The sequence below is a fragment of the Paenibacillus athensensis genome (assembly GCF_004514475.2).
GTDB classification, from domain to species: domain Bacteria; phylum Bacillota; class Bacilli; order Paenibacillales; family NBRC-103111; genus Paenibacillus_AL; species Paenibacillus_AL athensensis.
This window is the reverse complement of sequence record NZ_MYFO02000003.1, coordinates 103,116-130,115: the sequence shown is the minus strand read 5'-3', so window position 1 is coordinate 130,115 and position 27,000 is coordinate 103,116. Positions and strand designations below refer to the sequence as shown.

General features: G+C 58.9%; 23 protein-coding genes and 1 pseudogene. 11 read left to right on the top strand and 13 right to left on the bottom strand.

All coding sequences use genetic code 11. The features are described 5' to 3' along the window. Positions 1-83: 83 nt before the first annotated feature. Positions 84-443: a DUF1304 domain-containing protein gene (locus tag B5M42_RS07095; RefSeq protein WP_134756690.1), complete on the top strand. Its 360-nt coding sequence runs from the start codon at positions 84-86 to the stop codon at positions 441-443. Between the two features lie 260 nt (positions 444-703). Here the strand turns inward: B5M42_RS07095 and B5M42_RS07090 are convergent, their stop codons facing one another. Further along, the gene (locus tag B5M42_RS07090; protein WP_134756692.1) at positions 704-1,204 is read right to left on the bottom strand and encodes an HPP family protein; all 501 of its coding nucleotides are present in this window, start codon (positions 1,202-1,204) and stop codon (positions 704-706) included. Positions 1,205-1,396: 192 nt separating this feature from the next. Here B5M42_RS07090 and B5M42_RS07085 point away from each other — a divergent pair, with 192 nt between their 5' ends. Both B5M42_RS07085 and B5M42_RS07080 read left to right on the top strand, forming a co-directional pair. After that, on the top strand, positions 1,397-2,086 hold the full coding sequence (locus B5M42_RS07085; RefSeq protein WP_134756694.1) for a response regulator transcription factor: 690 nt from the start codon (positions 1,397-1,399) through the stop codon (positions 2,084-2,086). Continuing rightward, positions 2,067-3,698 carry a HAMP domain-containing sensor histidine kinase gene (locus B5M42_RS07080; RefSeq protein ID WP_134756696.1) on the top strand — a complete coding sequence of 544 codons (1,632 nt, stop codon included), beginning with the start codon at positions 2,067-2,069 and terminating at the stop codon, positions 3,696-3,698. Before B5M42_RS07085 ends, B5M42_RS07080 begins: the two co-directional genes overlap by 20 nt. A 183-nt stretch (positions 3,699-3,881) precedes the next feature. On the opposite strand, the gene B5M42_RS07075 is transcribed toward B5M42_RS07080, so the two are convergent. The 4 genes from B5M42_RS07075 to B5M42_RS07060 form a co-directional block, all read right to left on the bottom strand. Beyond that, positions 3,882-6,215 carry an OmpL47-type beta-barrel domain-containing protein gene (locus tag B5M42_RS07075; RefSeq protein WP_134756698.1) on the bottom strand — a complete coding sequence of 778 codons (2,334 nt, stop codon included), beginning with the start codon at positions 6,213-6,215 and terminating at the stop codon, positions 3,882-3,884. 160 nt (positions 6,216-6,375) lie between these two features. Further along, positions 6,376-7,503 (bottom strand): stalk domain-containing protein, encoded by a 1,128-nt coding sequence (locus B5M42_RS07070; protein WP_134756700.1) that lies wholly within the window; start codon positions 7,501-7,503, stop codon positions 6,376-6,378. A gap of 84 nt (positions 7,504-7,587) precedes the next feature. Then, complete coding sequence (locus B5M42_RS07065) at positions 7,588-7,875, bottom strand: DUF1811 family protein (RefSeq protein WP_134756702.1); 288 nt, start codon at positions 7,873-7,875, stop codon at positions 7,588-7,590. Positions 7,876-8,006: 131 nt separating this feature from the next. Then, positions 8,007-8,441 carry a MarR family winged helix-turn-helix transcriptional regulator gene (locus tag B5M42_RS07060; RefSeq protein ID WP_134756704.1) on the bottom strand — a complete coding sequence of 145 codons (435 nt, stop codon included), beginning with the start codon at positions 8,439-8,441 and terminating at the stop codon, positions 8,007-8,009. 416 nt (positions 8,442-8,857) lie between these two features. On the opposite strand from B5M42_RS07060, the gene B5M42_RS07055 reads away from it, so the two are divergent. Both B5M42_RS07055 and B5M42_RS07050 read left to right on the top strand, forming a co-directional pair. After that, complete coding sequence (locus B5M42_RS07055; RefSeq protein ID WP_134756706.1) at positions 8,858-10,486, top strand: DHA2 family efflux MFS transporter permease subunit; 1,629 nt, start codon at positions 8,858-8,860, stop codon at positions 10,484-10,486. Positions 10,487-10,596: 110 nt separating this feature from the next. Beyond that, entirely contained in the window at positions 10,597-11,052 is a 456-nt protein-coding gene (locus B5M42_RS07050; RefSeq protein WP_134756708.1) for a CBS domain-containing protein, read from the top strand. 360 nt (positions 11,053-11,412) lie between these two features. Here the strand turns inward: B5M42_RS07050 and B5M42_RS07045 are convergent. From B5M42_RS07045 to B5M42_RS07035, 3 genes and pseudogenes are all read right to left on the bottom strand, one after another. Next, positions 11,413-12,192: pseudogene (locus B5M42_RS07045) on the bottom strand (formate/nitrite transporter family protein); the annotation flags it as partial. 75 nt (positions 12,193-12,267) lie between these two features. Further along, positions 12,268-12,798 (bottom strand): ribosome hibernation-promoting factor, HPF/YfiA family, encoded by a 531-nt coding sequence (gene hpf / locus B5M42_RS07040; protein ID WP_134756712.1) that lies wholly within the window; start codon positions 12,796-12,798, stop codon positions 12,268-12,270. Positions 12,799-12,843: 45 nt separating this feature from the next. Further along, positions 12,844-13,215, bottom strand: coding sequence for a hypothetical protein (locus B5M42_RS07035; protein ID WP_167690243.1), 372 nt, complete (start codon positions 13,213-13,215; stop codon positions 12,844-12,846). A 218-nt stretch (positions 13,216-13,433) separates the two neighbouring features. Here B5M42_RS07035 and B5M42_RS07030 point away from each other — a divergent pair, with 218 nt between their 5' ends. Next, on the top strand, positions 13,434-14,366 hold the full coding sequence (locus B5M42_RS07030; protein ID WP_134756714.1) for a GGDEF domain-containing protein: 933 nt from the start codon (positions 13,434-13,436) through the stop codon (positions 14,364-14,366). A 247-nt stretch (positions 14,367-14,613) separates the two neighbouring features. Here the strand turns inward: B5M42_RS07030 and B5M42_RS07025 are convergent, their stop codons facing one another. The 3 genes from B5M42_RS07025 to B5M42_RS07015 all read right to left on the bottom strand — a co-directional run bounded on the left by B5M42_RS07025 (position 14,614) and on the right by B5M42_RS07015 (position 16,900). Next, positions 14,614-15,729, bottom strand: a complete 1,116-nt coding sequence (locus B5M42_RS07025; protein ID WP_407946116.1) for a PAS domain-containing sensor histidine kinase — start codon at positions 15,727-15,729, stop codon at positions 14,614-14,616. Continuing rightward, positions 15,722-16,366: a response regulator transcription factor gene (locus B5M42_RS07020; RefSeq protein WP_209280784.1), complete on the bottom strand. Its 645-nt coding sequence runs from the start codon at positions 16,364-16,366 to the stop codon at positions 15,722-15,724. Before B5M42_RS07020 ends, B5M42_RS07025 begins: the two co-directional genes overlap by 8 nt. A gap of 90 nt (positions 16,367-16,456) precedes the next feature. After that, entirely contained in the window at positions 16,457-16,900 is a 444-nt protein-coding gene (locus B5M42_RS07015; RefSeq protein WP_167690245.1) for a GAF domain-containing protein, read from the bottom strand. A gap of 483 nt (positions 16,901-17,383) precedes the next feature. Between B5M42_RS07015 and B5M42_RS07010 the strand changes: the two genes are divergently transcribed. Beyond that, a complete protein-coding gene (locus tag B5M42_RS07010; RefSeq protein WP_230632782.1) occupies positions 17,384-18,145 on the top strand; it encodes a Crp/Fnr family transcriptional regulator in 762 nt (253 codons plus the stop codon). A gap of 745 nt (positions 18,146-18,890) precedes the next feature. On the opposite strand, the gene B5M42_RS07005 is transcribed toward B5M42_RS07010, so the two are convergent. After that, complete coding sequence (locus B5M42_RS07005) at positions 18,891-19,424, bottom strand: DoxX family membrane protein (protein ID WP_209280785.1); 534 nt, start codon at positions 19,422-19,424, stop codon at positions 18,891-18,893. Positions 19,425-19,730: 306 nt separating this feature from the next. Then, positions 19,731-24,428, bottom strand: coding sequence for a chitobiase/beta-hexosaminidase C-terminal domain-containing protein (locus B5M42_RS07000; RefSeq protein WP_167690247.1), 4,698 nt, complete (start codon positions 24,426-24,428; stop codon positions 19,731-19,733). A gap of 680 nt (positions 24,429-25,108) precedes the next feature. Between B5M42_RS07000 and B5M42_RS06995 the strand changes: the two genes are divergently transcribed. The 4 genes from B5M42_RS06995 (at position 25,109) to B5M42_RS06980 (ending at position 26,874) form a co-directional block, all read left to right on the top strand. Continuing rightward, positions 25,109-25,501: an SRPBCC domain-containing protein gene (locus tag B5M42_RS06995; RefSeq protein ID WP_230632800.1), complete on the top strand. Its 393-nt coding sequence runs from the start codon at positions 25,109-25,111 to the stop codon at positions 25,499-25,501. A 29-nt stretch (positions 25,502-25,530) separates the two neighbouring features. Further along, complete coding sequence (locus B5M42_RS06990) at positions 25,531-25,932, top strand: DoxX family protein (RefSeq protein ID WP_230632781.1); 402 nt, start codon at positions 25,531-25,533, stop codon at positions 25,930-25,932. A gap of 71 nt (positions 25,933-26,003) precedes the next feature. After that, positions 26,004-26,333 carry an ArsR/SmtB family transcription factor gene (locus B5M42_RS06985; RefSeq protein ID WP_209280786.1) on the top strand — a complete coding sequence of 110 codons (330 nt, stop codon included), beginning with the start codon at positions 26,004-26,006 and terminating at the stop codon, positions 26,331-26,333. Between the two features lie 46 nt (positions 26,334-26,379). Then, on the top strand, positions 26,380-26,874 hold the full coding sequence (locus B5M42_RS06980; protein ID WP_134756722.1) for an SRPBCC domain-containing protein: 495 nt from the start codon (positions 26,380-26,382) through the stop codon (positions 26,872-26,874). Positions 26,875-27,000 lie beyond the last annotated feature (126 nt).

Genomic DNA, 27,000 nt, shown 5'->3' with positions numbered 1-27,000 from the left:
CGCTCTTACGGGGAATGTGTACAATGAAAGTGCTTAGCCCGCTTATCGGGCAGAGCTTATGTTGGCTCAGGGAGGCTTGCGTGATGATCAGCCTGATTATTGTGGGACTGGTAGCTTTGCTGCATCTGTATATTATGTATTTGGAAATGTTTCTTTGGGCCACGCCGCGCGGGCGCAAATCGTTCGGCACGACGCCGGAATTCGCCCAAGCGTCCAAGGCGCTGGCCGCCAACCAGGGCTTGTACAACGGTTTTCTGGCCGCTGGCCTCATCTGGGGCATGGTTCATCCCGACGCAGCCGTCGGCAAGCAGATCGAGATTTTTTTCCTCGCCTGCGTGCTCGTTGCCGCCTTGTACGGCGGTGCGACCGCCAAGCGCTCGATTTGGCTGGTACAGGGACTACCGGGGCTCATCGGCCTGCTGGCTGTATGCTTCTTCGGGTAAAAAAGCCGGCGCTGCGCGCCCGGTGACGCCGGGTCCGTCCGGTCCTGGCGGTGCGGTAGGCAAGGCATGTCCGTGTGGCGATGTATAATCAGCCGGGCGGGTTGATTGGCAGCGAACGAGCGCCTCGCGAACGATTTTGAGGGATAAAAAAAGAGCGCCGCTTACCGGCCCTCCCGTTGGTTCCTTTATATGTATGCCGTCGACAGCCGTTCCCCAGCCGACCGACCTGACCGGCCGGCGCGTCACAGCGCCTGACCGGACTACTCCGACTCCGACCATTCTCTCCGCTTGGGCGCGAACAGCGCGAGCCCCTGCAACCGCTGCGCCAGCGGGCTGATCCGCCGTTCCAGCAGGCTGACCAGGCCGAGCGTTGCCAGCAGTCCCGCCATCGAACCGCACACCGACACCGGCACAATCCATACGTTAGGCGCATGCGCGAAAAACGGAATCAATGACACCGCCAGTATTGGCGGAGCATTCCATTTCAGCTTTATGATCAGCCAGCTGATGACGATGATGGTAATGAACAGCGACAGCACGCCGCCATTGCCCAAGTGGAACAGAGCCGTGCCGATGATGGAAGCGATAAAAGCGCCGGCGGCAATTTTGCTCAACTCCCGGACATCCTGCGAGCGGGAAACAAACAACAGGCTGAACGCACCCAGCGTAGGGAAAAACAGCATGTGCAGCAGCGGCACATGCAGCGAAAAATAATAGATAAGTACGATATACAAGCTGATTGCAGCCATTTTTAGCTTCATCGTATACCTCTTTCTTTTGAGCCGATTGCAAACCTTACTTATTGTAGAATTTTGCAATCGCTTACGTCAATCCCCGGCCGAGCCTAATTTTTTTGCGGCGGCGCGGCGGCTTTGACTTTTACCCGACATATTGGCGATTTACAATGGAACCATCCAAGCAACGCGTCCGGCGGCGGACAGATAGGGGACACCATGCAAACGATTCTGGTTGTGGAAGATGAAGACGCGATTTCCCGCGTATTGGCTGCTTATATTCGCAAGATCGGCTTCACGTGCGTTGTTTGTGCGGACGGAGCAGCAGCTCCGGCGCAATTCGACGCGCTGCGCCCGGCGCTCGTCCTGCTGGACGTCATGCTGCCGGGCCAAAGCGGCTGGGATATTCTGCGTCATATCCGCAGCAGAGGCGCATATCCGGTCATTATGCTGACGGCGCGCGGCGAGCTGAACGATCGGCTGCTCGGCCTGAACGAAGGCGCGGACGATTATATCGCCAAGCCTTTCGCCCCCGAGGAGGTCATTGCCCGTATTCAAGCGGTGCTGCGCCGGCCGACGCAGTCGCTGGAGACGCCGGAGGTGAAATATTTCGGCAGTCTGAAAATCGACTATCGCTCGCGAACCGTCTATCTGAACGGCGCCCGGCTGACGATTACTCCGCGCGATCTCGGCCTGCTGCTATTTTTGGCCGAGCGGCCCAACCGTATTTTCGAGCGTGAGCAGCTGATCGAGCAGGTATGGGGCATCGACTATGAGGGCAGCGACCGCGCCGTCGATCTGGCGATCAAGCGGCTGCGCAAAGCCCTGCTCCACTGGCCGCAGGAGGAAGGAGAAATCCGCACGCTGCGGGGAACGGGGTATCAATTCTATGCCAAATCCAACGCCTGAGCGCAGCACGCTGCTCCGCAAATGGACCTTGCGTTATGTCGTCACCCTCTGCGCGGGGCTTATCGCCATTGGCGCCGTCTCTGTGCTGTGGCAGCGGGAAGCGGCGCTGCACCAGCGCCTCAACGCCCTGCAGGCGTTCGGCGAAGCAGCAGCGGCCCATGTGTCCGACGGACACGGCGGCATCGTCGTCCCGGACCGGCTGTACGAATGGATTGACGGCACGCAGCGCCAATACGGCATTCCCGGCCAGTTCGGCTTCACGGTGTTCGACCGCGACGGGCGGCGCCTGTTTTACAAGTCCGCGCCGGTCGAGGACGGCGCGGTCCGGCAGGCGGACGACGCAGGCGGGGCGCTGCGGAGGCAGCCCGCCGCCGGCGAGCAAACTGGCGGCGGCGGGCAGACAGGCGGCAGCGGAGCTGTCCGGCAGGCGGACGGGCGGGCGGCAGACGGCGGCGCGGGCGGCGCGACGCGGACAGGGCCGGACAGCGGCGCTGCGCCGGGACCTGCGGGCGTGGACGCGGTGTTCGCCACACCGCCGCCGCTGCTCGGCGCGAGCAGCGTGCGGACGCAGGGGCGCCTGTACGCCGTCACGGTGCCTGTCGCCAGCGCCACCGGCGTCGCCGGGACGATCGCGATCAGCTACAGCAAAGCGGCGCTGACCGACGTGCACCCGCAGTACGGCCTGATCGGCGGACTGCTGGCGCTGGCCGGTCTGCTCGGCTGGCTGATCATTTACCTGCTGCTGCGCCGGGTGACCCGCCCGCTCCACGAGGTAGCGGCGGCGCTGCGCCAAGTGGAGCAGGGCGACTACAAGCTGGCGCTGCAGGAGCGGCCGGTAGAGCGCGAGATTCACGCGCTCTACGCCTCCTGCGAAGCGATGGCCCGGCGGCTGGAGCAGCTCGAACGGCTGCGCACCGAGCTGCTGGCAGGCGTCACGCACGATTTGAAGACGCCCGTCACGTCGATTCACGGTCTCATTCAGGCCGTGCGCGATGAAGTCGTCTCCGGTCCCGAAGCGAGCGAGTTTCTCGACATATCGCTCAAGGAGACCGTCCGTTTGCAGCATATGATCGCCGATCTGCTCGATTTTCACGCCTTCGCCTCCGGACGCATGAAGCTGAACGCGGAGCCATTCGATCTGGGCAAGCTGCTCAAGGAAAGCGTCTATCAATGGGGGCTGCTCCATCAGGACGATGCGCTTGAGCTGCATCTTGACCTGCCCGAAGCAGCCTGCATGGCCCGAGGCGATGCAGACCGGGTGCAGCAGATTCTCGTCAACCTGCTGGACAACGGCTGTCAAGCGCTGAACGGGCATGGCGCGATTACGGTCAAGCTGCAGCATGACGGCGGAGCGGACTGGGAGGTGCTGGTCAGCGACACCGGACACGGCATCCCGGCGCACGAGCAGCCGAATATTTTTGAAAGCTATTTTCGCGGTGAATCCAAAAAGCTGGCCGTACGCGGCCTCGGCCTTGGTCTGACCTTCAGCCGGCTGCTCGCGAACGCAATGGGCGGGCGCCTGCAGTTGAAGATGAGCTCCCCGCTCGGTACAACGTTTCAGATTTTCGTGCCGCAGGCCGGCAACAATGCCCCCAGCAATAGCCCCTCCTGACAGCAACAAGCACCCGCCCGGCGCGAAACTCGCCCGAACGGGTGCTTGTTTGACTGCTAACAGAAAGGGCAAACCGACGCCTGAGCGCAGAGCCTACAATAGCGGACGGGACCGGCGCAAGCGGAGGAATCAGCGGCCAGTAGCCCGGCAGACGCTAATCAGCTGCAACAGCCCCATCGCCCGCTATCCCGCCAACGGAATAAACATCGGCGTAATAGCGTCCAGCATCATTTGAATATCGTGACGGTCGAAAACCTCATCACCGTTCAAATCGATTTGCTCCAGCGTGCCGGTATCAATCTGACGTATAATCGCTTGCAGGTTAAGCTGTCCGTTATCGTCGAACGGCAGCAGATTGACCTCGACCTCAAGGCTGTGCGGAGCTTCCACGTTGCCCGTCGTATCCGCACTCCAATACGTGATCTGATGCTTGCCGTGCCGGGTCAATACCAAATGGCTACCTGTATAGGACACGCCATCCACCGTATAATACGTTGCCGCCACGCCTGCTTCCGAATCGACGGCGCTCAGGTCCAGCGTGACATGCTTCGTCAGGCTGTCTGTCGACTGCCCCAAGGTTGTCACCGGCGCAGCCTTATCGATGTTCGTAATCGTCACCGTCAACGCAGCCACATTGCCGCCCTCATCGGTGGCGATAAATTCAAAGCTGCCGTTTTCCGTAAATGTATGCTCCGTGGCGTTCAGCACGCCCTGATTGACCGTTGCACGGACCGTAATCGGCTGATTCGTCCGCGTCGAGCCGTCATAGACCTCCAGCGAGATGACCGGCGGCAGATCGAGCATAATCGTCGCTTCTGCCGATTGGCTGATATTGCCCGCCACATCCCTCAATCTGGCATATACATGCTTCTGTCCTTCGCCGGCAGACAAGCTGTACAGCTTGGTCGTGTTGTACGCCTCCCACTCCGACCATTGGGCATTGTCGTCCGAGAACTGCATATAGGCAGCGCCCGTCCCCTGATCATCCAGCGTCAGCGTAACGTCTTGCTTGTGAGCAGTCGTGGCGTGATTATCGATGGTCAGCGCAACCGTCGGCGGCACGATGTCCAGATTGGTAATGCCGATCGTTGTGGTGCTCATATTGCCGGCCGCATCAGTCGCATACGCCGATAAGGTCCGGTTTGAAGTTAATACAAAAGGTCCCGTATAAGGTACATCATAATCGCCCCACAACTGATAACGGCGAATGACCGTATCAGCGGAATACGTGATCGTCACTGTCACTTCTTGAGCCGGCGCTGTCGTGGACAACGTCACTACGGGAAGCTCGGGCGCTTCTTTATCGATGTTCGCAACCGTGTAGTGGGCCACATCGCTCCAGTTGCCATAGGCATCCTGATATTTGGCATACACCGTCCGATTATCGGCAATCGTCAAAGGAGCCGTGTAGCTGCTCCATAGCGCAGCATCGTAGCTGAACTGACTGACGACAGCCTCTGCCGGAAATTGCGCCGTCACTACAACCGGCTGGTTGGTCGGCGTTTCCTTGTCTGCAACAAAGGTTACGTCCGCCAGCAGCGGTTTGCTGATCGTCACTGTCACCGTATGCGATGTCTCCACGTTGCCCGCCGTATCCACGCTCCAATACGCCAGCGTATGCACTCCATTTGTCGTCAACGTCGCCGTCGTTCCCGTCTGCTGCGCGCCGCCGTCAATCCGGTAGTACGTAGCGGCTACCCCGGAGGCGGCGTCGCTTGCCGACAAATCCACCTGAACGTTAGACAACGCCGTGCCGGACGGCGCGTTGTCCGTCGTGACGGGAGCCGTCGTATCCCGTTTGATCGTTACGCTCTTCGTGGAACTCCCGCCTGCAGAGGAGGCGGTACACGCATACGTCACACCGCTCACTGACGTATCCGTCGCCAAAGACACAGGATCGCATCCCGTGGATGTGATCGTTCCGGAGGCCGGATCGCTCAGCGTCCAGCTCAGCCCGACATTCGACGTATACCAGCCGTCGCCGCCCGTGGTCCCGGTCATGGCTGACTCGATCACCGGCGCGGTGGAAATGCCCACGGTACCCCGCAAAATACTGTTGTAATCATAATTCTCCCCGGAGATGGTGAAGCCGTATTTGTCCCCGGCGACAACATGAAAGCTGGAAACGCCGGACCCGTTAAAAAATCCGGATACACTCTGATTATACAGCGTTGTCGTCGTGCGAACCCCGTTATGCTCGACATACGATTTGAGATTAGCAGATGCGTGGAACCAGGCATGCAGCCCCGAGTACGTCCAGCTATAGGAAATATCCGCCGCATCTGCCGCCGTGGTGCCGAAGTCCCAGCTTTGTCCGTTCCAGACGCTGGAATTGTTGATATCATACGTTAACGTAACTCCGTAAGTTGCATCCGTAACCGAGTATACGCCCGCTCCCGAGCTTGTCCATGAGGTCCCTGACGGCAAACGGTCTTGCGCGTGAGCCAGCGCAGGCACAAAGCTCACGATGAGCATGACAGCGACAACCAGCAGCCACTCTGCCATTTTTCGATTCAATCTTCTCCCCCTCTCCTGCAATCGGTCCCTTATTGCACAAACATCCTCCAGCAGCTTTTTCTTTTATTCTACACTACGCTTCTACAAGATGCACCCGTTTACTGTGCGGATTTTCCCCCTGAACGCAAAAAAGCGCCCTAAGGCGCCTCGTTGCCGCAGATCAGCTTTCCGCCGGCTTACCAAACATCGCTACCGGAATTTGAAACTCGGGCATGCCTACAGCGTATGGCGTATATTCATATAAACCGAAATAGACAACAATCTGATCGTCCTGCAAAAAATATCGCTGCTCGTCGCCGATCGTATCGAACGACTCCAGTAAATCGTAGTCGCGTTCCGCCAACTGCTCGTTGATTTCCCGATTAATGATCGCCTTGTAACCCGGGTTGCCCAGCGCCGCTTGCTGCAGCGTCAGTTCCTCGCCCGTGGTCAGGTCAAACGTATGCCCCTCCATATCGTACATACCGTGCGCGCCGCCCGTGTAGTTGTAGGTTTCAAAATACAAGCTCAGCTTGTTGTCCTGATTGTAGGTAATGCGGTAATTCAGCGTATCTTCAAAAGGAAATTGCCGATCCTCGTCGGAAAGCCCGTCGGTCGCCTCCTTGTAAAGCGCATGCGCGTCCGATTGCGCCTGCAGCGCCCGCTGCTTCAGAAAAGCGTTGATTTTGCCGCTCGCTTGAGCATCGGCCCAGCCTTCGATTTGCGGATATTGAATCGTGATCGTCCGCCCCTCGGAGGAATCGTCAATCGTTTCGTTACGCAGCTGCAACGCATTTTCCTGTACAGGCTCAATCGTAATCAGACGCTCGGCAGCATCATACCCGATGTGGAACCCCATTTGCTCCAGTACAAAACGCAGCGGCACATACGTGCTGCCCTCAATAATGTACGGTGACAGCACGCCGTAGAATTCATGGCCGTTCAGCTCATATATGCTGCTTTCATTGTGCATGTTCATGGTTTTGCTCTCGCTGCTGACGGAAACGGTGCGCGTATCGCCGTCCCAAGCCGTTGTCAGCCCCAGCTTGTCGCTGAGAAAAGCCAGCCCGACGTACGAGTCTCCGTCGTTCGAAATGCCGCCCGGCACCTCTGTGCGCTGCCCGGCGATTTGCACGTTAAGCGTCTTCAGCTGGATGGGCGCAGCTGTCTCAACCGCCGCAGCCGCGTCGCTTGCCGCATAACCAGCAGCCGGCAGAGCGCTGCCCAAAGCTGCGGCCAACGCGATGACAATAGGAACGCGGACCCAAGACGGCCGGCGTTTGTGAAAACGATTTGTTACTGGTTGCATCCTGACAGCTCCTTTACCATTCAAGTATTTAATAGACGCTTCAAGCAAGCGAAAGGTTCAGCGCCGCCCCTCGCAGGAAGGAGCTCAGACAGGACGCAAGGCGGAAATCGGCACGCTGATTTCCTCGCCGTCCATCGTCCCCCATGCCATCACGCCATTCAAATAATCGACGCGCATCGGCTGCTCGCGATCCTTCACCGCGTACAAGCCGGGCGGAAAATCCGTCGGCGACAGCGCATACGCCCGGGCGAACAACAGCTTGCTCTCCAGCACGGCAAGCTGGCTTGGAAACTCGGCCGCCTGCATTTGCTTCTCCAGGGCGGCGATTGCTGCCTGCAGCTCCTGCGGACTCATCTCCGAATATCGTTTCATATCGCTACACTCCTTCATAGACTTCGTCCGGGGCTCGCTCATGCGCTCGGTTCGGCGGACCGCTGATTGCCCGTTGACTTCGGCGGGCTGGCGGGACGGTCGTCAGCATCCAACCACAGCCCTGCGCGGCCCTAGAGTCCTTCCGCCGATTGCGGCTGCCGCACCATCTGCTCCAGCAGCTCCGTGACCTGCAGCGCCTCGCCGGGTCCCAGCCGCGACAAATACCCGCCGATAATCTCATTGCGCTTGGCGACCGCCTTGGCCAGAACCTCGCGCCCGATCGGCGTAGCGGCGACTCGCACCGCTCGCCGATCGACCGTATCGTGCGTCCGCTCGACATACCCGGCCTTTTCCAGCCGGTCGATCATCACCGTGACCGCACTCGGCTTGACCTCCAGCTTGTCCGCCAGCTCGGTCAGCTTGCAAGGCCCCAGCTCATTGATGTAATAGAGCATAAACATCTGCGGCCCGGTAATCTGAGCCTGTATTTCCTGCAACAACTCGGCCTCTACGGCGCGCCTGAGCGCTTGCAGCGCATCGTGAAAGCGCTCGACGTCAACGTCCATGACCTTCCTCCTATCCGTTCCCGCGCCCGGGCCTGTCTTTTCTTATTACCCCATACTAGGCGCTTCCTGCTCCGGGTGTCAAGCAGCCCGCGGGCCCGGGAATTCGCGTTGCTCCCACGAACAGCGCAGTGCGGCAAGCGCCTGCCGCTCCCTGGCCGGGCGGCTTGGCCGCATCCGCATACGGCTTTCCGTAAAACGGTAAACTAGATGCAGCCTCACCCGAATAGGCTGCTCCCCTTCCGATAGCGGAGCCGGCCTTTACGCACAGCGATTGTCCGCTTTCCAGGTCACGGCCAAGCAACCTGAAGACGTCCAAATGCAGTAGAGATAAATGTTAACTTGTGATATATTTAAACTATTGAAATATATGAAAGCAGTTGATCCTAGCAGGAAATACAAACGGAGGGATATTCCTTATGACAGCTTCTTTGGAAAAAGATCAGCCCCCTGGGGAACACCAGGAGCGGCGGGGCTTGCTGATCGCCGGCCTGATGATCGCCATGCTGTTCGGCGCGCTGGATGGCACGATTGTCGGCACGGCCATGCCGCGCATTGTCGGCGAACTGGGCGGCTTGAGCCTGATGGCGTGGGTGACGACTGCGTACATGCTGACGTCGACTGTCGTCGTGCCGGTCGCAGGCAAGCTGGCCGATCTCCTTGGCCGCAAAGCCGTGTACGTGTCGGGGCTCGTTATTTTCATCCTCGGCTCGGCTTTATGCGGCATGGCTCAGGACATGACCCAGCTCATCCTGTTCCGGGCGGTGCAAGGCATCGGCGGCGGGATCATGATGCCAATGGCGATGATTATTATCGGCGATATTTTCACCGGCAAGCAGCGGGCCAAATGGCAGGGCGTTTTTGGTGCCATCTTCGGGCTTTCTTCGGTCATCGGCCCGCAGGTCGGAGGCTGGATCGTTGATTCGATGAGCTGGGAATGGGTGTTTTACATCAACCTGCCGGTCGGTATCGTTGCTACGCTGCTGATTGCTACGGCACTGCCCAAGCATAAAGCGCAGGGCAAAGTGAAATTCGACATTGCCGGTATGGCAACCATGATCATCGGCGTCGTCTCGTTGCTGCTTGCGCTGACGTTCGGCGGCAAGGATTTCGCTTGGCTTTCGTGGCAGATTATCGGGCTGCTCGTTGTCGCTGCAGCGTTTTTGATCGCCTTCGTCCTGGTTGAAGCGCGCGCGGATGAGCCGATTTTGCCGACAAGGCTGTTCCGCAACCGCACCTTCTCCATGATCAACAGCATCGGCTTTCTGATGAGCATCGGCATGTTCGGCGCCATCATGTTTGTGCCCTTGTTCATGCAAGGCATTGTCGGCATCAGCGCCTCGGCTTCCGGCACCGTGATGACGCCCATGATGATCACGATGATCGTCGCCAGCGTCATCGGCGGACAAATCGTGCAAAAGCTCGGCGTCAAGCCGCAAATGATCATCGGCATGGTCATCATGGCAGCCGGCTTCCTGCTGCTGACGACGATGGGCATGGATACGTCCAAGCTGACCGCATCCTCCTACATGATGATCATTGGCCTAGGCATGGGCCTCGTGATGCCGCTGCTGACGCTTGTGCTGCAAGAGGAATTCCCGAAATCCGAGCTGGGTGTGGTGACGTCGTCGAGCCAGTTTTTCCGGCAAATCGGCGGCACATTCGGAATGACGGTGCTCGGCGCGGTGATGAACCACCGTTCGGGCACGCTGCTGAACGAGGAGCTGCTGCCCAAGCTGCAGCAAATGCCGGCCGAGGCCGGTCAACTGGTCGGGCAACTAACGGCAACGATTGAAAAAGACCCACAGACGCTATTCTCCGTCATGCTGAGTCCCGAAGCGCTGGCCCAATTCCCGGAGGCGTTCAAAAGCGCCCTGCTGCCGATAATGAAGAACGCGCTCGTCGAATCGCTGCACAGCGTCTATTTGCTCGGCCTGGTCTTTATTATTGCCGGGGCCGTGCTCAGCTTTTTCCTGCATGCGATCAAGCTGTCGGATCGGAAAAAAGGGACGGGCGAACCGGAGGAACCGTCAGTGACGCCGCTGTAAACGGCGGCTGCCGCAGCCGCAAGGGGAAGCGCTGGAGCAAGCGGCCAATGCCGGGACGATGCCGGACAACACCGGCGTTACAAGCATGAACACAGGGGAGGACGAAACGGATGAAAGCGCAGGACATCATGATTACGCAGGTATACAAGGTCAAGGAGCACGACTCCGTGCGCGCGGTGATCGAGAAATTCATCGATCATCGGATCAGCGGCTTGCCGGTCGTTAACGAACGCAACGAAATCGTCGCCTACATCAGCGATGGCGATATTATGCGCTATATCGGCAAGCATCAGGACCTGGTCGTCGATTTTGTCTATCATACCGCGGTGTTTAAAGGGGATATCGAGGATTTTGAATCGCGCGCCCACAAGCTGCTCAAGGTTCCGGTCATGGACATCGCCCGCAAAAAGGTCATTGTCGTTTCAGCCGACGAGGAGCTGGAACAAGTGGCCGCGATTCTCGGCAAAAAGCAAATCAAAAAGCTGCCAGTCGAACGCCGCGGCGTGCTCGTAGGCATCATCAGCCGCGGCGACGTCATCCGGCAGGTGTTCAAAAAAATGCTCTAGCGCGCCACCAGTCCTCGCGCAACAGCCTGCAGCAGCCCGCCACGCCTACCCGGCCGTGTGCGGGCTGCTGTCCGTTCCGGGCTCGCCGGTAGCGGTCCGACCGTGGGTGCTGTCGGCCGTTTTGGGTTCGCCGGTAGCAGTTCGACCGTGGGTACTGCCGGCCGTTTCGGGTTCGCCGGTAGCGGTCCGCCCTTGGGCGCTGCTGCGCGGCCCAGCCGCAGCCGGCGCGGCAACCAGCGCCAGCGCCGCTGTCGTTGCCGCAATCCCTTCCGCCGACTCGCCTACAGCGGCCGGCGTCTGCTCAGCCGTCTGCGGTTCGGCGATCCGCTCCGCCCGTTCGCCCTCCCCGGCCGCAGACGGCTTCCGGGCGCTGCGCACGGGGCTGATCAGCCAATATGCCGTGCCGACGAACAGCGCGCCGCCCACGATGTTGCCGAGCGTCACCGGCACCATATTGTGCAGCCAGCCGCCCAGCGTGACCGTTGCCGGATGCGGCAGCAGCAGCGCCAGGCTCAGCACCGTCATATTGGCGACGCTGTGCTCGTAGCCGGTGGCGATGAAGGCGTACAGCATCCACCAGATCAGCACCAGCCGGGCCGCCTCGCTTTTGACCCTTAGCCCGGTCCAGACGGCCAGACAAACCAGCCAATTGCACAGAATGCCGCGGAAAAACAACTGCGCAGTCGTCAGATGCATTTTTTTGACCGCTGTCGCCATCAGCAAATGATCGGGTCCAGCCTGTGCAAAAATCCCCGCCCCGACCAACAGTCCGCATAACGCCAGCGCGCCGAGCAGGTTGCCCACATAGGACAGCCCCCAGCTCGCCAGCGTATCGCGCCATGCCGTCCGGCCGGACAAGGAGCTGATCGTAAACAGCAGATGGTTGCCCGTGAACAGCTCCGCCCCCGCAAACAGCACCAGCGTCAGCGCCACCCCGAAGGAGACACCCATCAAGGTAGACGTGTACGGCGAGTGAGCGGCATACAGCGGCGCGCCCACCGATACAATCAGCGCGATGCCCAGCCCGACGTAAGCGCCGGCCAAACCGGCAGCCAGCAGGTAGCGCAGCGGACGCTGCTTCATCAGCCGTTTCTTTTTTTCCGTCAGCGCATTGGCCAGCTCCAGCGTTTCCTCATACATGCGTACCGCCCCTTTTTTATGATGACATTGGCGACAAAGAAAGCCGGCTCCGCTCACGGAACCGGCGCGCCGCCGTCATGAAGTAATTAATCCGTACGTGCCGTCATGCCGCCGGTAAACGACCTCCGTCGCCTGCGTCGCCCCGTTCACAAAAACGTGGAAGCTGTGGTCCAGCAAATTCAGCTCCAATATCGCCTCCTCAATATCCATCGGCTTGAGCTGCACCCGCTTCACCCGCGCGATCGCAAACGCCTCCTCGTCGTCCAGCCGCACCGCTTCCATCGGCTCAGGCCCCGCTTCCGCACCTCGCCGTCCGCGCCGGCGCAGCTTCTCCTTGAGCTTGCGCAGCCTGCGCTCCAGCTTGTCGGCTACCGCATCGAGCGCTTCGTACATATCGCCCGTATCCTCCTCGGCCCGCAAAACCGCGCCGTCCAGCCTCAGCAGTACCTCGACCCGGTGCGTATGCTGCTTGTGCCGGTTCACGCTGAACGTCACAACCGCCTCCTCACAGGGAGCGATCGTGGCCGCGCGCCGGATTTTGCGCTCCGCATACGTCTGCAACGCCTCTGTAACCTCCATGTGTCTGCCGTGGAAAATAAACCGCATCGCCGCCATCTCCTTTCCGGGCATCCGGATTCATCGCACCGCCGTTTACAACGTATAATCGTCGATCACGCCAACATCGGGCAGAAACGCCGCTTTGTCAGGCTCCGACCGTCGACGCGGCATCTCGCGGATCGCATAAAACCGCCTGCCGCCGCAGCGCGCGCACTCCGTCGGATAACATTCCGCCAACGCGGGCAGCTCCGCGCCGCAGTGCCGGCACACTGCCGCACCATACGTCTCCAGCTCCTGCTCATTGCGCCCGTGCTCTATCGCATTCCCCGCCGTACCTGACGCAACCACTGCACCTGCAACCTCCGCAACCGCTGCACCTGCCGCACCTGACACAACCGCTGCACCTGCAACCTCCGCACCTGCCGTACCCGCCGCATCCGCTGCACCCGCCGACCGCTCGTTCATGACGCATCCCCTCCATTTCCTCTTGCCTTCATTGTACAGCAGCTCTCTGCCCACGGTTGTGAAAAAAATCACTTGCATCCTGTTAAAAAATAAGCCCGCCCCCTTTTAGCCTGGAAAATAAATGTCCAAAATCCGCGCTGAAGGCTGGTATTTTCATCGAATTTTGTCGAATAAAATGTATAATAGAAGAGATCAGCAAATGACCCGAGGTGGCTTCCATGCTCAAAGTTCCGCAAGACCTGCACGTCTTTTTTCAAATCGTCGAAAAAACGCCTAACGGCGTCATCGTCACTGACAGCGGCAACCGCATCGTTTATGTCAACGAAGCCTTCACGGTGCTGACCGGGTACACGCTGAAGGAGGTTTGCGGGCAAAACCCGCGGATTTTGCAGTCGGGACTGCATGAAGCGGATTTTTATCAGGAGCTGTGGACATCGCTGCGAACATCGGGGCAGTGGCAAGGAGAAATCTGGAACAAGCGCAAAAACGGGGAAACGTTCATCGAATGGCAGCATATTACCGCCCTGCGGGACGACGACGGCTCCGTCACGCATTACGTCTCGATATTCTCCGATATTACCGACCGCAAGCATAAGGAACGACGGCTGGAAAAACAAAATAGCCGACTGGAGCGCCTGGCCACGCAAGATGCGCTGACCGGAATCGCCAACCGTCGGCTGTTCGACGACATGCTGCTGCATGAGTGGGAGCAGGCCCGGCAAAACGGGCATCCGCTCGCGCTTTTGATGATCGATATCGACCATTTCAAGCTATTCAACGATACGTACGGCCATCTGGGCGGAGACGAATGCCTGCGCGCGGTTGCGAATGCGCTGCGCCGCAGCGTGCGTCAGGGCTTCCTGGCCCGCTACGGCGGCGAGGAATTCGCTTTGATCGCGCCGGGCGCCAATGCAGAAGCCGCATTGGAAACAGCGCGCCTGCTGGTCGAGGCGGTCCGCGACGAAGGGCTGCCGCATGCCAGCTCGACCGTGCTGAACGTCGTCACGGTCAGCATCGGCTGCGCAGCCGTCAGCCCGGCGGCCGGAGCCGTACGGCCCGCAGGAGCCGTCGGACCTCGGGCGCTCGTCGCCCGGGCCGACGAAGCGCTCTACCGGGCCAAGGCCCGCGGCCGCAACCGCGCCGAGCTGTAGCGGCCTGCCGCCGCTCACGCGTCCCCCCTGCGGCCTGCTCGCCACGCGTGCTCGCTCCCCGCGGGCTGCGGGGCCGGCCTGCCGCCGCTCACGCGTCCCCCCTGCGGCCTGCTCGACACGCGTGCTCGCTCCCCGCGGGCCGCGGGGCCGGCCTGCCGCCGCTCACGCGCCCCCCCTGCAGCCTGCTCGACACGTCGGCGGCCACATCGCCGCAGCCGTTGTGCGGCAGCCCGGACGGCCCGCGCCGTCAGTTACGGCTGCGCGGCACCGTCAGCGTCACGCATGTGCCTTCCCCCGGCGCCGAGCTCACCTGCAGCTGGCCGCCCACGGACTTCGCCCGCTCCTCCATGCTGAACAGCCCCACGCCCTTGCCCATGCCCGCGCGCGAGAATCCCTGTCCGCGATCCGCGACGCGCACCTCGACCGCTTCGCCGCGGTCGTAGATACCCACGTCCGCTTCATCGACTTGCGCATATTTCATCACATTCGTCAAAGCCTCCTGAATGATCCGGTATATTGCGGTTTCCGTCTCCAGTCCCAGCCGCCCGCGCAGCTCGTTCGTAAACTGAATCGCAATCCCGTAGTGCCGGGAATAGTTGTCGAGAAACGTACGCACCGCAGGTACGACCCCCAGATCGTCCAACACGGACGGCCGCAGCTCCCAGGCCAGCCCGCGCACCTCTTCAATAATGCCCGAAATGCTGCCGCGAACCGCTTCAATGTCCGCCCGGGGCTCCTCGCTGAGAATCCGGTCAATCTGAATCAGCAGCGAGAACAGGCTTTGCCCGATCCCGTCATGCAGCTCCCGCGAGAACCGCCGACGCTCCTCCTCCTGCACCTGCATCAAATCAACCGTCAGCTGCTGCAAATCCTCCTCGACCTGCTTCAGCCGCGTCACATCGTTGCGGATCGCCAAATATTGATACGGCTTGCCCGCCTCGTCCACGAACGGGACAATCGTCGTATGCACCCAATACGGCGAGCCGTCTTTGGCCCGATTTTTCACATCGCCCTGCCAGATGCGGCCCGCGCCGATTGTACGCCACAGCTCCTGCATAAAGCTTTTGGGGTGATGGCCGGAATTGATAATCCGATGATCCTGACCGAGCAATTCGTCACGGCTGTAGCGCGAAATCTCGCAGAACTTGTCATTCACGTACAAAATGGTTCCCTTGCGGTCCGTCAGCGCCACAATCGACGACTCGTCGAGCGCCAGCTTGACGTCGGCCAACTGCCGCAGCGAATGCCGCAGCTCCTCGCGCAATTGTGGATCCACCGGCTCCCCTTCGAGCCGCGACAGCAGGAATTGAACATTGCCCCCGATCGTCCCGGGTGCCAAGCGCGCATGCGATTCGCTATTCAAAGTTCAACAGCCCTTTCTTCATCGCGTATTTGATCAGCTCCGGCCGGCTTTTCAGACCAAGCTTCTCCATCAGGTTCGCCTTATGGGTCTCCACGGTTTTGACGCTGAGCACCAGACTTTCGGCAATTTCTTTATTGGAGTAGCCCTTGGCCGTCCAGCTCAAAATCTCTTTTTCCCGCTCGGACAGCACCTCGGCAGCCGCCTCGCCGTTTTTTTGCCGCTCCAGATATTCGTTCATCAGCCTTTTGGTTGCAGTCGGATACAAATAGGCGTCACCCGCGGCGACCGATTGAATCGCCCCGACGAGCTCGTCGTGGGGAGCGCTTTTGAGAATATAACCCGAAGCTCCGGCCTGAATGGCCCGAAACAAATATTCATCATCGTCGTGCATGGTCAAAATAAGCACTGCCACCTCCGGCGCCTGCTGCTTGAGTTCGGCTGTTGCCGTCAAGCCATCCTTGCCGTGAGGCATGCTGAGGTCCATCAGCACCACGTCGGGACGTTGCGCCAGCACCTTGGCGATCCCCTCGTCGCCGTCAGCCGCTTCGCCGACAATCTCGATCCCGTGCTTGCCGTTCAGCAGCGAGGCCAGACCAGAGCGAACCACCGCATGATCGTCCACAATCACCAGCTTCATCAAGCCACCTCGTTTCTTTTCCTAAAATACCCAATACCCTCATGCCGTTATTGTAGCATAAACGCCGAATATCCTCACCGGGCTTCGGCCTTACATCGTTCCTGCGACTGAAGTCTCGCCAAGCCGCAACGCCGACTCCGTGAGCAAGCGCACATCGTCCACGCCGTAATCGCGCTCCCTGCGCGAAGCCAGCAGCAGCAGGCCAACCGCATGACCGTCCCGCAGCACAGGCGCAGCCGCAGCCGCAATCAGCCGCTCTGTCAATAGCAGCGCGGCGTCTTCACGCCGCAAATCGGCGGCATCGCGATGCCGATCAAGCACGACCGCACGGCCGGTGCGCAGCGCAGCGCCAACCAGCCCCCGTCCCGGCTGCACCGCCATCCGGACAAACCGCCGCCCGACCTCGCCGGCCACCCGCACCCAGCCCCATAACGGCGACCGCCGGGCCGGAGCGGCGTAAGCCGCCACATCGCTGCCGGTTTCGACGCGTAACCGTTCCAGCTCACCCAGCAGCTGCGCCTCAAAGCTATCCATAACGCTTCCCCCCTGCCTGTCTGTCGACATTCATCCACGGCGTCCTTCCCGCCGTTTCTCTGATTCTATTGTAATCCCGCGGCGGTTCGATTGCATTCGGGGAATACCATGAGAAATCTCTAAGGGAATTCCCCCGCGGAGCAGAAGCTGGCGCGCTAATCCCGCCGTACAACCCGCCGCTGCATGTTCAATGCCCGACAAAGCCTGTCGAGGTCCGCAAGAGCCCGGCGCCAGCGAGGCGGCAAAGGCCCGGCAAACACCGGCAAAGGCCGGTAAAGACCGTTTCGCGCAAAGCGCATGAGCCTGAAGAACGCCCCATGCTATGCGTTTGCGCACACGCTCCTGACGTTGTGCGGCCAAACGGTGTGATTTTTCTCATGGAAAGATCAGGGAATGCCAGCTGCATATTCAGGGGATTACCCGATGGGAAGCCGCGTTGGCGCGCGTTATGATAGAAGCAAGAGATGAACATGAGAGGGCGGAATGGAAATGACGATGACGATGAATTCAGATTGCAGAGGCACGGCGGGCTGCGAGGCTGCGACGGCTTGGGGAGCGGCTGCATTTTTTACCAAGGAGCATTTTGGACTGCTGGAGGAGCTGATGTATCCGAAAAAAGCGAAAGCCGGCGAGCGCCTGTTCTGGGAAGGCGACGCCACGGGCAAGCTGTATTATGTTCGTTCCGGCAGCGTCAAAGTGACGAAAACGACCGAGGACGGCAAAACCGTCAACCTGACCATCCAACGGCGCGGCGATTTGCTCGGTGAGCTGGGTCTGACTGGCAGCAGCGTGTACGAGTACAGCGCCGTTATGATGGAGGACGGGGAATTCGGCGTCATTCAGGAAAAGGATCTGGAAATTTTGCTGCACCGGCATGGCGACTTTGCCGTCGCTTTTACCAAATGGATGGCGTTGCAGCATCGGACCACGCAATCCAAATTCCGCGATTTGCTGCTCTTCGGCAAACCCGGCGCTCTCGCCTCGACGCTGATCCGGCTGTGCAATACCTGCGGCGTCGTTACCCCGGAGGGTATCCGCATCACGATGAAGCTGACCCATACGGAATTGGCCGAATTCATCGGCGCGACCCGCGAGAGCGTCAATCGGATGCTCAGCGATCTGAAAGCGGACGGCATCGTCGAAATCGAAGGCGGCTGCCTCTTGGTGAAATCGTTAAATCAGTTAAAATCCATCTGCCAGTGCCCGTCGTTCCCCGCCTGTCCGCGGGAAATTTGCCGGATTTGACGCAAAGCCGGTTTCCTGACGACGACGCCACCCGGCGCGGTGCAAGCTTACAAAAGACAGGTCGCAGGACCTGCTATAAAAAGAGGGCGCGGCGCGCCTGAGCAGCTTGGCAGCAGGCTGGTTGGGCAAACCGCGTTTTTTGGCATCGGGGCGGCGTGATTGCGCCAAGGGGCAGGGGTACGCGGCATACGTCCTCTCCCAGTAGACATTTTGTGCGATTTGTCTTTTAAATAGTGGACATGAAGGTATAGGTATCCTCTCGACTCCCCTTTTTCCGAAAACACAATATATAGGCGCATAGATGATCATATATACTAAATACGGGCGATCCAACGATTCCAAAATCGTGAGCATGCAGGGGGAGACCGTGTCTTCTTTTGAAAAGACAAAATCGGAAAAACGTCCACTCCCACAGGACAATTCACCTTTCGGCTTGTGGAACAAGCGCCCCAGGCTTCATCAAACCATTGTGCAGGTAAGCAGCACCGCATAGTCGACGCCAAACTTGCCCGCCTTAGCCCCGCGGCGATCACGATGACGCCCGAAGCGAACAGCCAAGGATCTCACCGTGCGCGCGGCTCCTGAGCGTTATGCCACCACCATTCGGCGGACCAAGCCAAAAAACCGGAAGCTTGCGCTCCCGGTCTTTCGGCGTATCCCGTCTGCTGCACCTGTCTGCTGTACCTGTCTGCTGTACCTGTCTGCTGCATCCGTCTGCTGCATTTGAGGGAAGGTTGCTTTAAGGTTAATGAGTCAAGCCGCCTTTGGGCTTGTGGAACAGGCGCTCCCAGGCTTTGTCAAACCATTTGTGCAGGTAAGGCAGCACCGCATAGTCGACGCCGAATTTGCCCGCGTTGGCTCCCGCGGCGATCACGATGACGCCCAGAGCGAACAGCCAAGGATTCGTGCTTACGGTACCGGCCAGCATATACATCAGGTTCATTAACAGGCCGAAGAAGACAGCGGCGGTGGTCAGACAGCCGAGAATCAGGCCCAGTCCGACCAGCAATTCTCCCCAAGGGACCAGCACATTAAAGAGCTTGACGTTCGGCAGCGCAAAATGCTTCAGGAAAGCGACGAAGTTCGGATACACCGCATCGGTGGTGCCCGTTTCGAGCACCGGCTTGGCGATGGCGTTTTTCAGAAAGCCGGTGGCATCGAAGGCTTTGGCTCCGGTGATTTTGTGCCAGCCGGCGATCAGCCATTCATACCCTACATACAGCCGTACCAGTGTGAGCAGCGCCGCAGCGTATTTGTTTGTTCTTAACCAGTTCATCATCTGGATCATCTCCCCGTTCTTGATGGTTTCAGTATAACGCGCCGACTGCATGGGCATTGTGAAAAAGATCACATCAACTCGCCTATTTGCAAAAAAAGTTGGCCCTTATAAGGACGCCCAAAGCGCCGCCGTTCATCACGGGTACTTTGCGTCGCCCACGGCCCCACGACCGTTGGCAAGCGTTGCTCTGGTAACGAACACGCAACGGGTTGCGCAGCCCGGCTCGCATGGCGGGACGCACGGCGACGCACAACGCCCCCCGACGGCTCGTCGGAGGGCGTTGTGGAACAGCTTTTGAAATTGCGATCAAGAAGACGGTGTAAAGCTCTGCAAGCCGAAGCCGTAAGGGAACAATGGATTGCCGAAGTTGGTCGGAACGGATTGATTGTTGTTGATATAGTTGCGGATTTGCGTACGCTCCGCTTCGGTTGCACCAAGATCATACGGCAAATCCCACTGCTCCAGTTGGTTGGTGGTCACGTCGGTGCCGACTTGATCGACCGAGCGCGGAAGCTGGAACGGCAATTTGCCCTTAGGCGTATAATCGCCGAACAGCAGCTGGGAGGTAGCTGTGCCGCCGCCGTTGCCCGGACGATACACAACGACGACTGCCGCGCATTTGCTGAGAATGTCGGTCAGCACGTAAGGACGCGGCATGACGATGACGGCTACGACAGGAATGCCGCGGTTGTAGTACTTGTCGATGGCGGCAATCTGATCGGCCGGGAACGTAATTTGCTTATCCGGCCATTCGGTGCCGTGGGTGTAGCTTTTTTCCCCGAGTACGACGACTGCCGCTTTGGCTGTCGTTGCGTCGCTGACCACGTTCACGCCGCTGCCGGCGCGGTCTTTGATGCCTTGGAAATACGATTTGGCGGCCGGGTTATCGTGATAGATCGACTGCCAGATGACGTTGGCAATGTTGTCGTTAGCCATATCGTCGCTGGTTGCGCGCGGGCCGGCTACCACGATCGTATCGCCGTTATTCGGCTTCAGCGGCAAAACGCCGTTGTTCTTGAGCAGCGTCAGCGATTGGCGCGCCGCTTCAGTAACGATGTTGTTGCTTTCGGTGCTGTGCCAGATCGTCGTCGGATAGTCCGGATCGCCGTACGGGTTCTCGAACATACCGAGACGGAACTTGAGATCGAGCACCCGGCGCACCGCTTCGTTCAAGCGCGTCCAACCGACGGAGCTGATCAGCGCGTTAAAATCGGTGCCCGAAGCCATCGCGCCGCCCATCACGTCGCTGCCGGCGTTGATGCTTTTGACCGACGTGTCGGTTGCCGAAGCAAGCCAATCCGTCATGACGACGCCGTTAAAGCCGATGACATTGCGCAGATAGTCCAGCGTCGGCTTGCTTGTGCCTGCGCCTTGGCCGGTCGGATCCAGGAACGGAGCTCCGCCGTAGCCCGGCATGACCGTAGCCGGATTAGCGTCCATTGCCGCATACCACGTTTTCATATGCCACTTGATCGTGGTGCTGTCATACGTAATCGTCTGTTCGCCGCCCGCGCCCTGGCTCGGCCAGTGCTTGACGGTAATCATCATCGATTTCGGATTGATTTCCGGTCCGCCTTGCATGCCGGTAATGATCGCCCGGACCATCGCCGCGGAATATTCGGCGTTCTCACCGGTGCCTTCCTGAAAGCGCGGATACAGCACTTTCGTATCTACTTCAGCCAGCGGAGACAGCGAGCCGGTGAAGCCCCACGCTTTTTGCTCTCTGCGCTGCAGATCGCCAACCTGCCAGGCCAGGTTGAGGTTGCGGGTTGCCGCAAGGCCCAGCTCGGTCGGGAAGATCGTTTTCCAGCCGTGGATTTTATCGCCCGTAAAAGCAATCGGCACGCCCAATCGCTGCGTCTGCGCTACCTTGGTCTGCGCCTGTGTAATAAAGTCCTGTGTACCATAGGAGAAAACAAAGCCGGCCTGCGCATTCAGCGCGTCAATCGTATCCGGCGAGAAGAACAACTGGTTGATTTTCTCCTCGTTCGTCATGAGCGACATCAGGTTGTCGACGCGCGTGGAGATCGGATTGTGCCAATCCTCATAGGGCTGAATCGAGCCGTTTTTGTTCAAATCGCGCATGCCGTTAATCAGATTGATGCCGTCGGCGACCTGCTCGATATACGGCAAGTACACGCTGAACTGGCCGATGCTGGATTGGCTTTTGTTGCCGGAGCCGTCCACGGCTACCGCGTACCATTTGTAGGTCCAGCGGTCGACCAGCGAAGGCGCGGTAAAGCTGGTGCCCGTCACCTCGCCGACCTTGGTGTAACGGTCAAGCAGGTTACCCGATGCGTTCCAATCGTAATCCGTGCGGGAGAGGTTGATCCACACCTCGTATTTCGTCGCGCCCGATTTGGCTTCCCACGTGAGAACCGGGGTGCGGGTATTCGTCACCATCTGCCCGTTGATCGGAGACAGCGCCTTGAAGGCGGAAATCGTATAGGTCGACGTTGCGACATCGGAATCGGTCATGCCCGATTTGATGGCCATCGCTTTGATCGTTGTCGTTACCGATACATTGATGGCTCCCGTGTACGTCGGCGAAGAAGTCGTAGGCGTCGAGCCGTCGGTGGTATATTTGATCGTTGCGCCTGAAGTTGCGCTCGTCAGCGTCACGCTTTGCGCCGAGGTATAGGTACCGCCGGCAGGCGAAAATGCAGGCGTGTCGACCTTAGGCGGCAGCGGCGTCGTTTGCCCGTACACCTCAAACTCCCACAGGGAGTAGCCGTAAGGCGTATTGCGTACGGTGCCGTACATTCTCACGTAACGGGCTGTGACCGGCGTGAACGTAATATTTTCGATATTGCCTGCGCCGTTCGTTTGCGTGTAGGCATCCGTCCAGCTCGTTGCGTTGGTGGAAACCTGGATTTTGTACGACTTGGCGCTGGCTGTTTCCCAATTCAGCTTGACGCCGCTGACCGTATTGTTTGCGCCCAAATCGACGTAAATCCATTGCGGGTCGCTGAATTGCGATTCCCAGCGCGTGCCGGTGTTGCCGTCGGTCGCCATAGCCGCGGTGTTGGCCCCGGTAACTGAAAACGCTGTCGCCGATTTGTTCAAAGCCAGATTGACGGCGGCGCCGCTAATCGTATAAGAGGCGGTCGCGAGCGGCGAATCGGCCAAGCCGGATTTGATGGCAATCGCCTTGATCGTCTGGGACGAAGCGACATTGATCGCGCCGGTGTAGGTGGCGGAAGCTGAGGATGGCGTCGAGCCGTCCGTTGTGTATTTGATCGTCGCGCCGGAGGTCGCGGTCGTGATGGTTACATTTTGCGCCGAGGTGTACGTACCGCTGGCCGGCGTGAAGACCGGAATCGCGGCCGCGGCCGGATCGGTAACCAGCACGGTGATGGCCGAATTGGCACGCGCCGTGAACGTCAACGGATTGCCTTGTACGGTGTTGCCGTTGGCGTCGGTCGTCTGGAACTGCACCTGCTTTTGCTCGACCATGTAATTGACGCCGATCGTGACCGTATCGCCGACATTGTAGCGCAGCGTCTGGCTGATCGTCGTATTTTGCGACTTGAGCGTCGTCACGCCGTTCAGATCGGCCGGACTCAGGCTCATTTCCAAATATTGCACATAAGGCCCGGTCATCGGAATATTTACCGCCGTAGCCGCACTAATGGTATACGCTGCCGAGGACACGTCGGAATCGGTCATGCCCGATTTGATCGCGATCGCTTTGAGCGTTTTGGAGGAAGCGACGTTAATTGCGCCCGTGTACGTAGCGGAAGCGCTCGTCGGCGTCGAGCCGTCGGTTGTATACTTGATCGTTGCGCCGGACGTGGCCGACGTAATCGTCACATTTTGCGCCGAAGCATACGTGCCGGCAGCCGGGTTGAAGGTCGGGGCCGCTACCTTGGAGACAGCCTGACCGTAGACTTCAAATTCCCACAGCGAATAGCCATATTGCGTATTGCGCACGGTGCCGTACATTCTCACGTAGCGGGCCGTGGCCGGCGTAAAGGAAATCGTCTCGGTCCCTCCCGCGCCGTTCGTTTGCGTGTACACGTCGGTCCAGCTTGTTGCGTTCGTCGAGACCTGAATTTTGTACGACTTGGCGCTCGCTGTTTCCCAGACCAGCTTCACGCTGCTCACGGTTGTGCTTGCGCCCAAATCGACGTATATCCACTGCGGATCGCTGAATTGCGACTCCCAGCGCGTGCCCGGATTGCCGTCCGTCGCCAGACTGGCTGTATTGGCGCCGGTAACGGAATAGGCGACTGCCGTTTTGTTCAGCGCGAGATTCGCGGAAGCGGCATTGATCGTGTAAGACGCCGTCGCAACGGTGGAATCGGTCATACCCGATTTGGTCGCGATCGCTTTGAGCGTCTGCGAGGCGGCAACGCTGATTGCGCCTGTATACGTAGCGGAAGCGCTAGTTGGCGTCGAGCCGTCCGTCGTGTACTTGATCGTTGCCCCGGACGTTGCGCTGGTGATCGTCACGCTTTGCGCCGACGTATACGTGCCGCCAGCCGGGCTAAACACCGGCGTCGCCGCTTGCTGCGCAACCGAGGTAAAGTTCATCCAGTTGAAATTCCAGCCGTTCGAAACCGCGTATACACGCAGCGTCTGGCTGCCGGCCGCCAGATTGACGGAAGCGCTTACGGTTTGCCACGTTTGCCAGCCTCCGGTGTTGGGAAGGGTTACGGTAGCCAAGGCCGTGCCGGATTTTTGCAATTGCAGCTGCGTGCCGGAGTAAGGGCTCGATACGCGAAAATCCACCGTATACGTACCCGCCGTCTGCACATTCACCGTATAATCCATCCAATCGCCGGCTTCAATATAACCGACATCCTGCCCGCCCTCCGAGCAGGCCTCTGCTTGAACGCCGCTCATCGCGGTGTAATTCTCGGCTTCGATCTTGCCAGGGTCGGCAGCCAGGCTCGTTACTGGCGCAACCGTGCATAGCAAGCCGGCCAGCAGGGACAAAATAACAACAAACGAAGTCGTGCGCTTGAAGCGCTTCCGTTTCTTGGGTGAGGCCAATTTCATCAATCTCATTCCTTTCATGATAAAGTAAACGTTTTCATATCTGGCAAAACGACGCTGCAGCTTCGCGGACTCGCTGTTCCGTACCGCTTACGACTCCCGGAGCGGGGAATCGGCCCTGGAGCCGCTGTCACCCCTGCGCGCTTTTCACGGCTCGCGACAAGGAGCTGCCGGCTAACCGGCGTGTGCAGGCCGCACTCTGCAGCCAGAGCTGCGAATGCTCTCGTGCTGCCACAAATGTAAGAGCTTTCATTTCCATGCAGGCTGCCATGCCTCTCAGCTAATGCCCTCCTTTCCTGCCGTGCCGCTGCTTGAACCGTTCCATCGCAGCGCCGCCCATCCACTACTAGCCCTTACATCTAATATAGCATTATGAGGCAAAATAGGAAATATGTTAGCATTATATTGCAAATATTTATCATAAATATTTTCTATGATTCTCATATTGCACGATTTGCACTAAATTCCGCTTATTAAAATAAATTATAAATATTCCTTTACAGGAATATTCCATGCATGGTATATTGTTTTCACAACATCCAAACTATTTTATGGAAAGGAGACTTCAGCTGATGAATACCGGCACCATCGCCACTTCGATAGAAGGTCGCATCCTCCGCATCACCCGTACCTTGGACGCTCCGCGCGAGCTCGTGTTCCGCGCCTAGACCGATCCGGAGCATCTGCCCCGGTGGTGGGGTCCCGCAGGCTTCACCACCACCACTGTACGGGAAATCAGCGTCAAGCCCGGCGGCATCTGGCGTTACGTCATGCACGGCCCGGACGGCGTTGATTACAACAACCAGATCGTCTACGAGGAAATTGTCAACCCGGAAAAGCTGGTGTACGCCCACGGCAGCGGCGGCGATGCCGACGACGCCTTCCATGTCGTTGTGACCTTCGACGAACAGGACGGCGGCACCGTCCTGAACATGACGACCACGTTCCGCACAGCCGCTGAGCTGGAGCAGGCCATAGCGAATACGGTGCCGTTGAAGGCGCAAAATCGACGCTGGACCGTCTGGAAGCACATTTGGCGACCATGTAACGCCACAGCGCAGCCAGCAAGTCGATAAAATTCCACCATTTATAAAGGAGCGAATGAATGATGAAAAAAGTAACGGTTTGGTATTGGATTTGCACAGTTTTACTGGTTGCCCTGATGGGATTCGGCTCGATTCCCGATCTGTTTTCCTCGGCGGCGGCTGTTGAGCTGTTCCAGCAGTTGGGTTATCCGTCTTATTTGCTGCCGTTCCTTGGCGCGGCCAAGCTGCTCGGACTGATCGCCATTCTTATCCCCGGCTTCCCGCGCGTCAAAGAGTGGGCTTACGCCGGCTTGACCTTCGATCTGGCCGGTGCGGCTTACTCGACTGTCGCCAGCGGCGCAGACCTCAGCGGAGCTGTCGTATTCGTTCTCGGTTTTGCCATTATCGCCGGCTCCTATGTGTGCTATCATAAGAAGATGAAGGCAGCGGTATCCCGACCTGACAAGGGTATTGCTGCGTAAAGCTTTCTATATAGTCCTTACACGAAACAGGCCGTCCTTCGGGCCTGTTTGAGAGGAAGGAGCGCAGCCGCATGAGCATGAACGTTTCCACCTGGAGCGCCCTCTCTGAGCCTAACCGTTTGCATATCGTCGAGCTGCTGCGCGACGGCCCTTTGACCGTCGGAGAAATCGCCGAGCAATTGGCGCTGCAGCAGCCGCAGGTCTCCAAGCATCTGCGCGTTCTGCATGGAGCCGGTCTGGTCGAGGTGCAGCCTGTTGCCAACCGACGCATCTACGCCTTGCGCGCCCAGCCTTTTATCGAAATGGATCAATGGCTGAACGCATATAGGCAAATGTGGGAGGAACGCTTCGACCGATTGGAAGCCTATTTGAAACAATTGCAGCGCAAGGACGAGCCGTAGCTGGCTCGTTCTGCCTACCCCATACACCCTTACCGGAGGTATATCTATGTCCAATCCTGCTGAATTGATCATTACCCGCACCTTTGACGCGCCGCGTGAGCTCGTATTTCGCGTTTGTACGGAAGCTGAGCATTTGAAAATGTGGTGGGGTCCCAAGGGATGGGACATGCATGTCGCTAAGCTGGAGCTGACGCCCGGCGGTATGTTCTTGTATTCGCAAAGCGCTAACGGCCAGACCATGTGGGGCAAGTTCGTCTACCGCGAAATCGCTGCGCCGGAGAAGCTGGTGTTCACCAATTCCTTCTCGGACGCCGAAGGCAACACGGTCCGTGCCCCGTTCAGCGCCACGTGGCCGCTGGAAATTCTCAATACCTGGTCGCTGGAGGAGCAGGACGGCCGGACGATCGTCACGATGCACGGAACGCCGCTGGATGCGACCGAAGAGGAGCTGCAAACATTCGACAGCGCCAAGGATATGCTCCAACAAGGCTTTAAGGGCACATTCAGTCAGCTTGAAGAATATTTGGCGACGCTGGTATAAGCGTTGCGCCGCATGGCCAACCAAGAAGGGTTGTCCGAATTAGAACGAAAAAACCTCCAAAACCACTGTAAAAGTGGGGTTGGAGGTTTTTTCTTTGCATCCGCTGCTATGTACAGCAGCGGACTT